The organism is Fodinibius sp. GM108, assembly GCF_058386985.1.
Map to the genome: position 1 here is coordinate 664,165 of NZ_JBYEIR010000001.1, position 15,122 is coordinate 679,286.

Here is a 15,122-nt window from a genome sequence, read left to right on the forward strand (position 1 = left end):
CAACCACTGTATTTGCGGTCGGACCGGTCTAAAGTAAAACTCTCTAAAAACTAAGATCCGTTTTGCTGTGCCATATAATATAATTGCATGATGCGCAATTCGCTGTAGCTCACAGATTTATCAAGCTCGGTATACACCTTGCGCAGCATGTGTGTTGGAACATCATCCATGACTTTAAGCACTTTATCACGCTGCCGTGTAGAAAGCGAAGATACCTCAACGATACCTTCGGGACGTAGGTTGTTACCCTCTTTTAAATACGTTTTCAGGTGCTTGATGATGGTCACATTTTTTACACCGAACTGCTCGGCCAGGTGATCAATCGATTTGCCTTCATTATAGGCTTTGCCGATCCGTTCATACTTTTCACCGGATTCTTCTAATTTCTCTTTCTTTTCCTGGATCGACTTCTCTTTTTCCTCGATATCGTGGTCGCGGCAATATCTGTTAATAATTCCGAGAAAGTCAGTAGCATATTTTTTCAGTTTTACGGATCCCACGCCGTAAATAGGAGTGAGGCTTTCTTTTGATTGTGGGAAATAATATGCCATCTCCATCAGCGTGGTATCAGGAAATATAGCGTAGGGTGGCACAGACTGCTGATCGGCCAGTTCTTTGCGTTTATTACGCAGCTGCTCGAAAAGATCCTTATCGTAGTTATTTTCAACCTCAGATGTGGTTCGGTCTATGGCATCATCACCGATTACCGTATCGCTCCGATCAAGCACGCCAAACACATTTTCTTTGCCGTCAAGCACAGCCTTTGCCTGATCGGTAAGCTTAAGTGCCCCATGCTGTTCTTCACGCTCAAGATAGTCTTGCTTTACGAGCATACGAGCCAGAAGTATCCACTGCTCTTTGGCCCATTCGTTGCCAATATTATAGGTTGAAAGCTCGTCATGACCATTTGCCAGCACTTTTTCCTTGGTGGATCCACGCAGGATGTCGGCAATGTAGTAGGCATCAAATTCTTCGTCGGTACGGGCGATACAAGAAAGGATCTTCTGAGATTGTACCGTAAGATCTTCAACTTCGGCATCAACCGAGAGGCAGTTATCACACATGCCGCAGTTATCCTTCTCATAGGTTTCGCCGAAATATCCCAGCAGCGGTTTACGTCGACATTGATCGGTCTCCATAAATTTCAGCATCTCCTTGAGATGCTTTTCGGCAACCTCTTTTTCCCGACCTTCTTTTTGATTTATGAAGTACTGGATTTTTTGCTTGTCAGAACGGTCATAAAGTACCAGGCAATCGGCGCGGAGACCGTCGCGGCCGGCACGGCCAATCTGCTGATAATAGGATTCGATATTTTTTGGCAAATCATAGTGCATCACAAAGCGTACATTTGGCTTATCGATCCCCATTCCGAAAGCAATCGTTGCCACAATGATCTGGATATCATCCCGGATAAAAGCTTCCTGGTTACGGCTGCGGATATTCTTAGATAATCCCGCGTGATATGGTTTTACAGAATGCCCCTCTTTTTTCAGCTCAACATAAAGCTCTTCTACCTGTTTTCTGGAAAAACAGTAGATAATACCGGATTGTTTTTTTCGCGTGTATAAAAAGTCGAGTGTCTGTTCCAGGGGATCATTCTTTTCAGCTACCTTCAGAAATAGATTTTTGCGGTCAAAGCTGGCCAGAAAGGTATCAGAATCTTTAAAGTTGAGTACATCTTTGATGTCTTCCCGAACTCGAGGTGTTGCTGTAGCCGTCAGTGCCAGGCTTGTGGCGTTGTCAAACTTTTTACGAACTTCGGTAAGCTGGCGATATTCGGGACGAAAATCGTGCCCCCACTCCGAGATGCAGTGTGCCTCGTCAATTGTAAACAGCTCAACATTTTGGTCTTTGAGCAGTTCAAGCGTTCTATCCATCAGAAGTGTTTCTGGGGCCAGATACAGAAGCTTAACTTCTTTGTTTTTTAGCTTTTGAACATTCTCCTCATACTCCTGCGGAGAAAGTGAGCTGTTAAGGTAGATTGCTGGGATGTCGTATTGCTGCAGCTGTTCGACCTGATCTTTCATCAGCGAAATAAGTGGCGAAACAACGATCGTCAACCCGTCAAATAACAGGGCAGGAATTTGGTAGCAGAGTGACTTTCCGCCGCCGGTGGGCATAATGACCAGAGTGTCCTTCTTATCCAGGACGTGCGAAATAACATCTTCCTGTAGAGGACGAAAATCCTTAAATCCAAAAACGTTATTGAGTTTATTCTTTGCTTCTTTAATCATTTAGCGCTGATATATTTGATTAATCTGATTTCGCAGATTAAATCGATGTTACAAATTACTGTTAATAAATCGTTTAAACTTTAAGCTGTTTTCACCAAAGTTTATGAGCAGTCCAATTTCCAGCTCAAAAGCAGTTAAATAATTCAAAACTTGGTTATAATGAGTTTCATTAACTTCTGATACTGCTTTTAATTCTACAAGAATTTTTCCGTCAATTATAAAATCAGCTCTTCGGGAACCGACATTTTGCCCTTTATAAAAAAGAGGCATCGATTCTTCACGTTGATAACTAATTGACTTGCTTTGAAGCTACAGTGCAAGACTTCGTTGATAAGTTACTTCCGGAAATCCATTGCCAGTTCTGAATGCACTTGCATTGCTGCTCCAATTACAGAACCGGTCAGTTTACTATACTTAAATTTTTCAGCCATGATCACAGATTATTTTCAGATTTCGTTCCGTAAGTAAGACCCAATCCAGGGGGAATACTTACAAATCAACGAACGAAATCTGATAAATCTGTTTAATCTGCGATCCTATTTGCTGAGATAGAGGTTCTTGAATTCGTACGGCTTTTTAAAGTGCTCGTCATTGAAATCCTCCATAAAGTAAATTGTTTCTCCGGTGGATTTCATCTCAGGTCCCAGCTCTTTTTTGACTTCCGGAAACTTGTCAAAGGGGAAAACCGGCTCTTTAATCGCCCATTTATCCAGTGTGGAAGTCAGATCTTTTTCATCAAAATCTTTGAGCTTTGCACCCAGCATCACTTTTACCGCAATACGTGCTTCCGGACGTCCGGTCGCTTTGGCCAGGAACGGAATCGTTCGTGTTGATCGCGGATTCGCCTCCAGCACATAAACGTCATCGCCTTTGACAGCATACTGCACATTTAAAAATCCTTGGATATTCATGTTCGCGGCAATTTTTTCGTGATATTCACGAATTTTCTCAATGGCTGTATCACTAAGCGAATAGGTCGGAATCACAGCTGTAGAGTCACCTGAATGAACGCCGGCAGGCTCGATATGTTGCATGATTCCGGCAATATGCATCTGTTCGCCGTCATAGACTGCATCTACATCTACTTCCACGGCATCCTCAAGAAATTTATCGATCAGGAAGGCGTTCTCGGGATGCGTAGCGAGTACACGCTCGGTGTAAAACTCGAGCTCTTCCTGTTTTACGGCAATCCGCATACCCTGTCCGCCGAGAACATAACTTGGACGTATCAGTACGGGATAGCCAATGCGATCCGCAATTGCAACGGCACCTTCTACATCTTCGGCCGTACCATAAGAAGGGAAAGGGATGTCGAGCTTTTTAAGAAATTCTGAAAATGAGCCACGATCTTCGGCGAAATTGATCATTTCAAAATCAGTACCGAATATATTGATGCCTTCTTCAACAAAGCGTTTACCGAGCTTCAGGGCCGTTTGTCCACCTACTTGCAGGATGACACCCTCGGGCTGCTCATGCTCATAAATATCAAGTACGCGCTCCCAGAACACTGGTTCAAAATAGAGTTTATCGGCAACATCGAAATCAGTAGAAACGGTTTCGGGATTACAGTTGACCATGATGGCTTCGTAGCCCATCTCCTGGACGGCTTTCACAGCATGGACACAAGAGTAGTCAAATTCAATACCCTGTCCAATGCGGTTGGGGCCGCTTCCCAGGATCATTACTTTCTTTTTGTCGGATACTTCGCTTTCGTTTTCTCCCTCATAGGCCGAGTAGAAATAAGGTGTTTCGGCCGGGAATTCTGCAGCACAGGTATCCACAACTTTGAATGATGGCTTCAGGTCAAACTCTTTCCGTTTTTCTCGCACTTCGTTTTCAGTGACTTCGCCGTTGCTCTGGCTGAGCATATAGGCAATCTGTTCATCTCCAAAGCCAGCTTGCTTGAGTTCAAACAGGTCGTCTTTGGTCATGGAATCCAGCGATTGGCCCTCGGTGCGATTTTCGAGCGATACCATGTACCGGATCTGCTGCAGGAACCACGGGTCAACTTTCGTGATATCGGCAACTTCTTCGACCGATGCACCCAGCTTGAATGCATTACGAATATTCAGCATGCGATCCCAGTATGGCTTTTTAAGCCGTTCGCGTACATCTTTGCGGTTGATCTCATTGTAGCCGTCGGAACCGAGCCCGGCTCTGCCAATCTCGAGTGATTGAAAGGCCTTGTTCAGAGCCTCGGGGAAGTTCCGTCCGATCGACATTACTTCTCCCACCGCTTTCATCTGTGTAGTAAGTTCTTCATTCACGTTGGGGAATTTCTCAAAGTTGAATCGCGGTGCTTTAACGATTACATAATCGATGGAAGGTTCAAAGCAGGCTGAAGTGTTGCCGGTAATTGGATTCGGCAGTTCGTCCAGGCTGTAGCCTACCGCCAATTTAGTTGCAATTTTCGCAATCGGATACCCCGTTGCTTTGGATGCAAGAGCCGAGGATCGGCTCACACGCGGGTTAATTTCGATTGCCACAAAGCGGTCGCTCCCCGGTTCTACGGCAAACTGCACATTGCATCCGCCGGCAAATGTTCCGATCGAACGCATCATTTTGATGGCGGCATCGCGCAACATCTGGAACTGTTTATCTGTCAGCGTTTGTGATGGTGCCACAGTAACTGAGTCGCCGGTATGTATGCCCATCGGATCGATGTTTTCGACGGTACAGATGATCACGACGTTGTCATTGGGATCGCGGAGCAGCTCGAGTTCGTACTCTTTCCATCCAAAAATAGATTCTTCAATAAGTACACGGTGTACCGGACTCATTTCCAGCCCCCGCAGTACTTTGCGTTCAAACTCTTCTTCTGTCCAGACAATACCGCCGCCGGCTCCGCCCATCGTAAATGAGGGACGAATCACAATCGGGAGGCCTCCTAAATCTTCAGCAATTTCTTTAGCTTCCAGTACCGATTCGGCTGCGCGGCTGCGACACTGTGGGATATCGATTTCGTCCATCAGATCGCGAAACTGCTGGCGATCTTCGGTAATATCCACGGCATCGATATCCACGCCAATTATCTTGATATCCCGCTCAGTCCAATAATTCTCGTGCTGTAAATCACGAGTTAGATTAAGACCCGTTTGTCCGCCCATTGTAGGCAGTACCGCATCAGGCTTTTCTTTTTCTACGATTTCTTTGATCGAATCAATTGTCAGCGGCTTTAGATAAACTTCGTCGGCCATCATAGGATCGGTCATAATGGTGGCCGGATTCGAATTGATGAGAACAACTTCGTAGCCGTCATCCATAAGTGAACGGCAGGCTTGTGAGCCAGAGTAGTCGAACTCAGCAGCTTGGCCGATTACAATTGGTCCGGAGCCGATGATAAGAATTTTGTTGATGTCGTCGCGTCGTGGCATTAGTTAGTGAGCTTCTAATTTCTGATTAAAATTTTTTTCGTGTCTGGACGTAACATGCTACGTCCGACTAAAATTAGCTTTTAAGCCATTTCCGTTTTTTGTTCCTTGACCATTTCGAGGAACTGATCGAAGAGATAGCGCGAATCGTGCGGGCCTGGTGATGCTTCGGGGTGGTATTGTACCGACATGCCCGGAAAGTTTTTGAAGCGCATTCCTTCAATCGTTTTGTCATTCAGATTTACGTGTGTGACTTCCACTTTCGACTCGTCGAGATCATCCTCATCGACGGCGAAGCCGTGATTTTGTGTGGTGATTTCGACGAGTCCTGTTTCCAGGTTCTTAACCGGCTGATTCGCTCCACGGTGGCCGACAAACATTTTTTTCGTATTGATTCCTTCTGATAGTGCCATCAGCTGGTGTCCCAGGCAGATACCAAAAATGGGCTTGCCGGTTTCTTTTGCATAATTGACTATATCCAGGGCGTATTCGCTGGTGGCTTTGGGATCGCCGGGGCCGTTGCTGAAAAAGAATCCGTCGGGATTCCATTGTTTAAGTTCTTCTTTATAATCCCCTTTGGCCGGAAAAACACGGAGCGTACATCCGCGATCCACAAAATTATCAATAATGCTTTGTTTAATGCCGTAGTCGAAAGCGGCAATTTTAAAAGGCCCATCGCTGTGAACAGTCTGTGGTTCGCGGCGGGTGACTTCGGTGGCCAGTTCCAGGCCTTCCATATCATCCCAGTTTTGGGCCTTTTCCACCAGTTTATCTTCATCAAGTTCCGTAGAGGAGATGACAGCATTCATTACACCTTTACTTCGGATATGGCGCACCAGTTTACGTGTGTCAATGCCAGAGATGCCGACAATCTCATTGCGTTCCAGATATTCTTGCAGGTTACCATCGGCCTGTGGGTTGCTGTGTTCCCACGAAAATGATCGGACGATAAGTCCCGCAATCATTACTTTGCGTGCTTCGTCATCACGATTCATGGTGCCGTAATTACCGATATGGGGGTAGGTCATCATCATCAGCTGTCCATAGTAGCTGGGGTCGGTAAAAATTTCCTGATAGCCAACCATGCTTGTATTAAAGCACAGTTCGCCACCTGTAGTACCTTTTTTCCCGATGGCGAAACCGTGTTCGACGGTGCCGTCAGATAGAGCAATGATAGCTTTATCGCGTTGATAGAGTGACATATTGGTCGTGTAGTTTTGAGAGGTTGAAAATCAGATATAAAAAAAATCCGATCACGAGTGCCGTGTCGGATTTCGGAAAAGGGAATGACGGATCTGTCACCCGATGATAATCGGATGTGTGCCTATTTTTTTTCGGGCAGTTATATCTGCCGTCACATGTTAAGGGGGTTCCCTTGGGGATCAAGTGTTAGTGATTAAATCGTCTGTCATTAGTGTTATTTTAGTACCGGAGTAATTCCAGCGCAAAACTGTTCAAAGATACAAATCAGAATTTCTATTTTCAAAGGAATTTTATCTTGCTGATTTACTGCGATTGACGGCTTTGAATAATAAATTCATCGTTCCATTGATCGTAGGAGACCGAGAGTTTATTTGGTCGGCAGCAGACTTGGCAGTCTTCTATATAGGTTTGGGTTTTTCCTTGCGAGGGATCAACAAAAGCGTGATTTATTTCTCCGCAGTAAGCGCAGCGAAATTCAGATCCTTGTGATTCTCCTTGAAACTTCATGGCGTCAAAATTAGAAGTAAACTTTTTCATTGAACATTTTTTAAGAAGGAGTGTTTCCGAATAAATCTGGTAAATTTGAGCGCTGCTCCGACAATATAACTCATGGACGGATTGGCCCCATTTCTACAACTTCAGAATGGCTTAAATCCTTTCCTTCCTTTACATTCCGCACCAGAGGTACGGAACGAGGTTTAATGGTGGAAGTATGGAACGAGGTTTTATGGTTGGAGATACGGTACGAGGTTTGAGTGATGGAGGTACGAAAGAGATATGGAGTTGTGGGGATTTGAATAGTGAATAAGGATTGGCACGAATTACCATTAAACTAGTCGTATACCTCTGGTGTGCGACAGTAGTAAGTTGGAGTACTCCGACAACGGCTTTTGAAAAAACTCATAGAAACTGAAACTGGCCCGTTCCTGCATACTACGGGTCGGGAGTTCAACTCCCTCCCAACTAAAGTTTCCTTCCTGCTGATAGTCCGATCGGACGCTCGAACTATCTATTAGGATATTAGAAAAGACGCTTGGAAACTGGCCACAGAATGTCACTACTCATGACTCATTACTACCAAAGAAGCATCTTCATACAAAACACACTGCCACCGCTTTTGATGAATTGGTAAGTACTTACTTCGTGAACAGAAAATCCGTTATCGCGCAGGTTTTTGTTTACATCAGTGCAGCCTTGCTGAATAATGACATTACGTCCGTCGGGGCAAGAGGCATTGCAGGCAAAAAGTTCTTCCGCTTCATATTTAGATGCCTGAATAACAGTATCAAAGAGCTGATTGATGGTTTCGAGTCCTTTATTAGTAAAAGCTTCAGGATAGATAAGAGCTGTATTCTCATCCAAAACACAGAAGCAGGTGTCGAGGTGGTAAAATGATTCATCGATAAGTTCCAGGGCAATAACCGGCACATCATATGTATCGGAAATAATTTCATAGGCTTTTTGAGAGGACCGATAGCCGTAACCGCCCCAGAGCAACCGTTTGCCCGTATGCCAAATAGCATCGCCGCATCCTTCAAAATTACTGACCTCATCCTCATCAAGGTAGTGTAACTCGTAGCCATGCTGGCGATACCATTGTTCAATATAGGGGACCTCCTCTTTTCTTTGATCAGCATGCATAATGCTCATGAATACATGGCGTTTACCATCTTCATCAATATAAGGAAGGCTTTGATTGGCACAGAAAACCATATCCGGCAAGCCTTCTTGATCCTCAATTACATGAACATTTATGCCAATTTGATCAAATAGTGATCGAACCAGATCCCATTCATTGTTGGCCTCAATTTTGTCTACTTTGCCTACTTGGTCGGCCATATGCGGGTTGATTACATAGTCTACAGAGTAGTGCAGAGGCCGTACCATCAGTACATCCGTAGGTATCGGCATTGAAGGAATGTCTTCAATAGAAAAATCTATTTGATCTGCTGAGGTATATATTTGCGCCATAAATTATTGGCTTGTGCTTTACAATGCGTAATTATTTGGGTTCCTAAGATAATCATTTGTTGGAAAGAATAAACTTGTGAGCAGATATTCTAACAATTGATTTTGTAATCTTTCTAAGATAAATGAGCTGAAATGTTTAGGTTTAATACAATTGAACTTTTGATGATTCAAAAGTTCTAGTAATGGTTAAAGAGTGAAGGAATATGTTACTAGATCACGAACTGCTTTCGCAGCTGGCTCCGCTTGAACTTCGGGCCCGAAAAATTGTAGAGGGGTTTATTTCAGGATTGCATAAGAGCCCGCACCACGGGTTTAGCGTGGAATTTGCAGAACACCGTCCTTATAATCCCGGCGATGAGATAAAGCATATTGATTGGAAAGCATATGCCAAGACAGAGCGTCTGTACGTAAAGAAATATGAGGAAGAGACTAATCTCCGCTGTTATGTGTTGTTGGATACCAGCAGTTCGATGTTTTATAAATATTTTAGTCCGTGGACCAAGCTGCGTTATGCTATTCATTTTGGATCTTCACTGATGTATTTGATGCACCGCCAGCGTGACGCCTGTGGGTTGATAACATTTAGTGAGGAGATCAATAAGTTTATTCCCGCAAAATCATCCTATTCTCATCTTCGTTTGCTGTTTTCGGAATTTGAGCAGCTTCTTGAGCAAGAAGAGTCAATTGATCAAGAGCAGCGAAAGACGGCCACAGCTAAAGTAATTCATGAAGTGGCCGAGCGTCTTAATCATCGAAGCCTGGTGATTATTCTTACCGATCTGTTTGAAAATGTCGATGAGCACGACCAGTTGATTTCATCTCTAAAACATCTGCGTCACCGTAAACACGAGGTTTTACTTTTTAATGTACTTGAGGAAAAGAGTGAGCGAGAATTGGACTTCCCCGATCGCCGGCTCGTAATGCAGGATATGGAAACTGGTTCACAGATGGAGGTAATGCCTGCACAAATCCGCGAGGATTATAAGAAGAAAATTGAAGAGCTTACCCACCGTTTTAAGATGGCGTGTAGCGAGTTCCAGATTAATTTTGAACAGCTTGATACTCAGCGCGAGTTTGATCTAGCCTTACTGGCCTATCTTAATAAACGCAAGCGACTGGGATAGGGATTCATTATTATGTGCTTTATTAAGCTAAAGGGAGTTTAGCCTATCTCAACTTTGGTCAAAAAGAAACAAAAAATCCTCTCTTATAGCAGAAGCTAAACTGATGAGCAGACGTGCATCGTAAAAGGTTTAATGCTTTTTTTGTTGAAACAAATATTAAGTAACGGCATAAAGAATAACGTGCAATAAAGAACAAGTGCTAATGTTTTGAACTGTTGCATGATCTTCTTAATCAACAATTCAATAAGTTAAAACTCTTCTTATTATGAAAACTATCTTAAAAAGAATAGCTACCGGTGTCTTTTTATTATTATTTGCCGTAGCTGTGCATTCTAACACGACGATTGCCCAGCAAACAGAAGCTCCACCACAGGGAGATACGGTAGTTGATAAGGTACAGTCCAACGAGAAAACTTCTGACTTTGCTGAAATTCTGCAAGTATCTGGTTTTGCTGAAGTGCTGCAAGAGCAGGGCCCCTTTACGGTATTGGCGCCCACCAACGATGCCCTTCAGTCTAGTGAAGTAGATGTTGAAGAAGCCAAAAACGATCAAAAAATGGCTCAGCAGGTAGCTCAAAGTCATCTGTACCAGGGTGAATTGCCGAAAGAAGAAGTAGAGGCATCAATGGGTGTTAAAGTTGAAGACAGCGACGATTCTCCATCAAACGGAACTATCTTCTTTGTAGATCAGATGGTTACCCGGTAACAGCTAATCTCTTAAATATATTATTAAAAAAAGGCCCTTCTGGTTCAGAAGGGCCTTTATATTGATGTTTGTCAGGTAACTTCAGCCTTTCGCAATACTCTGTTTAACAGTCGCGGAAAGAGACGTTTGAGATAAACGGCCCAAATTTCTTTTCCGCCGATGTAGATTTCCTCTTTTTGTTTGGAAATTTTCGGTAACAGTTTTTTGGCAAATTCTTCGGCGCTCATCCCTTCTGATTGCCCCTTGCCCATTTTGTTGTGTTTGCTGCCGTCCCCTTCGAGTGCATTTTTCGTTACATTGGTCTTAATAAATCCCGGGCAAACCAGCGAAATATTGATATTATCATCATATACTTCATGGCGTAGTGAGTCGAAATACCCGTGCAGTGCATGCTTGGAGGCAGCATAGCTCGATCGCAGATGAGTGCCAAATTTTCCCATCACACTGCTGGTGACGATGATATGCCCTGTTTGATGTTCAATCATTGAAGGGAGCACTGCCTTTGTTAATATTACAGATCCGAAAAAATTGATTTCCATCACCCGGCGGGTTACCTCCATACTGGTATCAACGGCCAGCGAGCGTTGACTAACGCCGCCATTATTAAAAAGGAAATCAACTTTTCCATAGATATCGAGAGCCTGGCTCGCTTTTTCTTTCAGTGAATCTGGTTTTGATAAATCAAGAGGCAAAACATGGATGTTAGAAGTATCACCAGAGCAGTTTTGTTTAACTTCCTGTAATGTTTCTTTCCTGCGGGATGATAAAATGAGCTTAGCTCCCTCATCATGCAATGCGTGAGCGATCGCTTTGCCAATCCCCGATGAGGCACCGGTAATCCACGCAATTTTATTATTGAACGACATGAAAGTCCGCTTTTCTGTGGTTTTAAATTTGGTTAAAGATGGTGAAAGAACGTCAGCATGACAAGAGATGTTCTGTTGTAGTTTTGATCTGTGTTCAGATACTACCGAAAGTTTGCTATTTTATTCTGAGTATCAGATAAGTAAACCTATGCGTGTATATTGTTAAGTAAAAGCAAAAGTTGTGAAACACAAACATAGCATACTGTTAGTTGAAGACGAAGAAGAGCCGGCCGAAATGTTGGCTAATTTTCTTGAAATGAATGATTATGAAGTGCTAGTGGCTCATGAGGGTAATCGCGCGCTGGAACTGATCGATGAATATGCTGGCGAAATTCACCTGGCAATTCTTGATATTATGGTTCCTAACGTAGATGGAAAAGAAATTTGTCGGCGGATTCGCAATCATCCGGTACTGCACGATATTCCCGTTATCTTCCTGACAGCCAAAGATGAGGAGCAGGATGAAATTGAAGGACTGGAGCTTGGCGCGGACGATTATATTCCAAAACCTGCAAGTCTGAACCTGGTGAAAGCACATGTTGAATCTTTGTTGCGGCGCCAAAATCCCCAGAAAGCCAATTGGCTGCAATATGGGGATACCTATTTAGATACCGATGCCAAAGAGCTGTATGTGGAGGATGAAAAAATCGATCTCACTTCAACTGAATACACATTGATTGAACTCTTCTATAAAAATCCCAAGCGGGTATATACAAGACAGGAAATTTTAGAGCATATAACCGAAGAAGATCATTTTGTATTTGATCGCACAGTTGATGTCCACGTTAAAAATCTGCGATTGAAAATGGGGGACTCCGGCAACATTATTAAAACCTATCGCGGCATCGGCTACGGACTTAACCGCGAAATTGTAAAGGTGTAGTGAAAAACGAACCGCAAAATAATGATCAAGGAATGTTAAATGAAGAAATTCGAAATTCTGTAATCCTTGATCAATATTCATTATTCGTAACATGAAGATACGATCTAAATTAGCTTGGACATTTATCCTGCTCTTGATCTTTGGGATTACCTCCATCAGCAGCTATTCGATTTTATTTATTCGCGATTACCTGCTCGAAGAGGGCCGTGCAGAAATGGAACAGGAGACCCGGTGGCTGGCAGTGACAGTTTCTAACCTGCCCGCAAACGGGGAGTTCGAAAAGTATCTGGCGGATGCTGCACGCACATCCGGCTATCAACTAGCTCTGTATGATTCTACCGGTCAGCTGATAAACGCTTATGCCAACGGTGATTCTGCTTTTGCTTTTAGTCAGCAGCTACCGGAAGGTATTCTGGAAAGCTTAAACAGCCGGGAGAATCTACCGCTGTTACCGCGTAATGAGGACTCTGAACTATTAACAAGTTATATCTCTCTCACCAATATTGACGGCACCTTACGTTATCTGCGGGCCAGCAAGACCAAAGAGCAGATTTATGAGCCTATCAAAACTATTCGCTGGATTATCTATTACGGCATGTTTATTTCCATCGGATTGGTGGTGCTTGTAAGCATTTGGATGGCACGCTATCTTACCAAGCCGATAACCCAGATTAAAGACGCCGCACAGGATATCGCCGATGGCGATGTGGACCGTGAAATAGATATCAAGCGGAGTGATGAGTTCGGTGCCTTGGCTACATCTCTTAATCAGATGGCTTCAAAGCTGCGGGCCGATACTGAGCAGATCAAGCAATTTGCCGAAAAGCAGCGGCAGTTTTTTGCAGATATTACTCACGAGATACGTAATCCGCTGCATACAATTTCCGGTGCCCTGGATATGCTGGAGTTGGATGAGCTGCCTGCAGAGAAAAAGAGTAAGTATATCCAAACGGCAAAAAAACAGACCGATCGTATTTCACGTCTATTTAAAGATCTGAAAACACTGCAGCGTTACGATTCTGATGAACACTTCGTAGAAATGCAGGAATTTGATCTGGCTGATATCGCTAATCATATGCTTGACTGGCATGTCGAGAGAGCTAAGAAAAAGGGGCTCGATCTTAACATAGATAATCATTCTTGCAAAGTGATCGGTGATCCCGCAAAAATTGAGCAGGTGATAGATAACCTGGTTTCTAATGCGTTGAAATATACGAGTGAAGGCAGTGTAACACTCCATTATGCATGTAACGAGGATGAGGTAAGAATTGAAGTTACAGATGATGGCATCGGCATTTCGGATGAGCATCTAAACCGCTTGTTCGATCGATTTTATCGTACGGATAAAGCACGCTCTCGTGACAAAGGAGGTACCGGGCTCGGACTGGCGGTCGTGAAAAGTATTCTCAATGCCCATGATGCCGAGATTAATGTCAAGAGTGAGGTTGGCAAAGGGACCCGTTTTTGGTTTACTTTGCCTGCCGCATAAATGTTCTGAATTTAGCAGACAAAAAACTCCTCAATTAGAATCATTCTAAATAGAGTTCAGCTGCTTTTCTTCAAATTTTCTTCACAAAGAATGATTTTCTTCACCATGATGATAAAGCAATAGTCTTTAGACTAATAACAAGAAGATTTATGCCAGAAGAGAAAAAGAGAATTGGTATTGTTCTGATGAACATGGGCGGACCTACCGCCGATTATGCGGTGCGTCCATTTTTGTATAATCTTTTTCGCGATCATGATATCATCAAGATGGGGGGCGGCAAGATTCAGGATCTGTTTGCGAAAATTATTTCCAAGTTTCGTGCTCCCAACGTGCAGGAAGATTACGAGGAGATTAACGGTTGTCCCAAAGGATGTATGGGTAACAAGCACTGCCTGAACCGTAAAAACAGTATCGTGTCAACTTGCTGTTCGCCCATCAATAGTTTGACAGAAAAGCAGCGTCGGGGCCTTGAGAAGCATCTCAAGAACATTATGCCGGACGATCAGTTTGTTAAAGTTTATACCTGCATGCGTTATTGGCTGCCATTTGCAGAAACCACGATGGATGATATGATTGAAGATGAGATAACGCATGCGGTGATGGTGCCGTTGTATCCACAGTTTTCATGGACGACTACCGGAAGCAGTTTTCGCGACTGGGAAACCAAACGTGAGGATAGGTTTGGTGATAACACGCCGTGGAAAGAGTTTCATGTAAAGAATTATCATCTTGATGAGAAGTATCTCACAGCACTGAATGATCGCATCGACGAGGCACTGGCCGAGATGGATGAGGAAACGCGTAACAAAACGCATTTTATTTTCAGCGCTCACGGAACGCCCATGCTCGAAGTGGAAAGTGGCGATCCATATACGACAGAGATCAATCAGACGATGGAAGCGATTATGGAGATGCGGGGCTACGACCATGAGTATTGGCTGGGATATCAGTCAAAAGTGGGGCCTCAAAAATGGACGCAGCCTAATACGGCCGAGCTTGTCGAGCGGCATATTGAATACGGCATCAAGAATTTTCTGATGATTCCGATCGCTTTTGTGACCGATCACGTGGAAACGTTATTTGAGCTGGGTATAGAACTGGTCGAAGATCTCGAGGAAGAAGGATATGAGTTTGAAAACCTGAAAGTGATGCCGGGCATAAACGATCATCCTAAATATATTGAAGCCTTGGCCGATCAGGCTCTGGATAAGCTGGGTCATGAAATCGATATAGATAAAGAAACAAAGACGAAATCTAAAAAAGTATCTGCCTGAT

The 15,122-nt window shown here is 43.7% G+C and carries 12 protein-coding genes; 5 read left to right on the forward strand and 7 right to left on the reverse strand.

Annotated features, from left to right (window positions below; all coding sequences use genetic code 11):
• Positions 1–50: 50 nt before the first annotated feature.
• From recQ to ACT3ID_RS02915, 6 genes are all read right to left on the reverse strand, one after another.
• A complete protein-coding gene (recQ, locus tag ACT3ID_RS02890) occupies positions 51–2,234 on the reverse strand; it encodes a DNA helicase RecQ (RefSeq protein WP_491540471.1) in 2,184 nt (727 codons plus the stop codon).
• Between the two features lie 48 nt (positions 2,235–2,282).
• Positions 2,283–2,504 (reverse strand): GxxExxY protein, encoded by a 222-nt coding sequence (locus tag ACT3ID_RS02895; RefSeq protein WP_491540472.1) that lies wholly within the window; start codon positions 2,502–2,504, stop codon positions 2,283–2,285.
• A 266-nt stretch (positions 2,505–2,770) separates the two neighbouring features.
• Positions 2,771–5,608: a carbamoyl-phosphate synthase large subunit gene (carB, locus tag ACT3ID_RS02900; RefSeq protein WP_491540473.1), complete on the reverse strand. Its 2,838-nt coding sequence runs from the start codon at positions 5,606–5,608 to the stop codon at positions 2,771–2,773.
• An 80-nt stretch (positions 5,609–5,688) separates the two neighbouring features.
• Positions 5,689–6,807, reverse strand: a complete 1,119-nt coding sequence (gene carA / locus ACT3ID_RS02905; RefSeq protein ID WP_491540474.1) for a glutamine-hydrolyzing carbamoyl-phosphate synthase small subunit — start codon at positions 6,805–6,807, stop codon at positions 5,689–5,691.
• 304 nt (positions 6,808–7,111) lie between these two features.
• Positions 7,112–7,345 (reverse strand): CPXCG motif-containing cysteine-rich protein, encoded by a 234-nt coding sequence (locus ACT3ID_RS02910; RefSeq protein WP_491540475.1) that lies wholly within the window; start codon positions 7,343–7,345, stop codon positions 7,112–7,114.
• A gap of 537 nt (positions 7,346–7,882) precedes the next feature.
• Positions 7,883–8,779, reverse strand: coding sequence for a dimethylarginine dimethylaminohydrolase family protein (locus ACT3ID_RS02915; protein WP_491540476.1), 897 nt, complete (start codon positions 8,777–8,779; stop codon positions 7,883–7,885).
• Between the two features lie 203 nt (positions 8,780–8,982).
• Here ACT3ID_RS02915 and ACT3ID_RS02920 point away from each other — a divergent pair, with 203 nt between their 5' ends.
• Together ACT3ID_RS02920 and ACT3ID_RS02925 are read left to right on the forward strand one after the other, a co-directional pair.
• The gene (locus ACT3ID_RS02920; protein ID WP_491540477.1) at positions 8,983–9,903 is read left to right on the forward strand and encodes a DUF58 domain-containing protein; all 921 of its coding nucleotides are present in this window, start codon (positions 8,983–8,985) and stop codon (positions 9,901–9,903) included.
• Between the two features lie 265 nt (positions 9,904–10,168).
• Positions 10,169–10,609, forward strand: a complete 441-nt coding sequence (locus ACT3ID_RS02925; RefSeq protein ID WP_491540478.1) for a fasciclin domain-containing protein — start codon at positions 10,169–10,171, stop codon at positions 10,607–10,609.
• Positions 10,610–10,680: 71 nt separating this feature from the next.
• Here the strand turns inward: ACT3ID_RS02925 and ACT3ID_RS02930 are convergent, their stop codons facing one another.
• Complete coding sequence (locus ACT3ID_RS02930; RefSeq protein WP_491540479.1) at positions 10,681–11,475, reverse strand: SDR family oxidoreductase; 795 nt, start codon at positions 11,473–11,475, stop codon at positions 10,681–10,683.
• 181 nt (positions 11,476–11,656) lie between these two features.
• Between ACT3ID_RS02930 and ACT3ID_RS02935 the strand changes: the two genes are divergently transcribed.
• The 3 genes from ACT3ID_RS02935 to hemH all read left to right on the forward strand — a co-directional run bounded on the left by ACT3ID_RS02935 (position 11,657) and on the right by hemH (position 15,121).
• A complete protein-coding gene (locus ACT3ID_RS02935) occupies positions 11,657–12,358 on the forward strand; it encodes a response regulator transcription factor (protein WP_491540480.1) in 702 nt (233 codons plus the stop codon).
• Positions 12,359–12,449: 91 nt separating this feature from the next.
• Complete coding sequence (locus ACT3ID_RS02940) at positions 12,450–13,847, forward strand: sensor histidine kinase (RefSeq protein WP_491540481.1); 1,398 nt, start codon at positions 12,450–12,452, stop codon at positions 13,845–13,847.
• 149 nt (positions 13,848–13,996) lie between these two features.
• Positions 13,997–15,121, forward strand: coding sequence for a ferrochelatase (gene hemH / locus ACT3ID_RS02945; RefSeq protein WP_491540482.1), 1,125 nt, complete (start codon positions 13,997–13,999; stop codon positions 15,119–15,121).
• Position 15,122 lies beyond the last annotated feature (1 nt).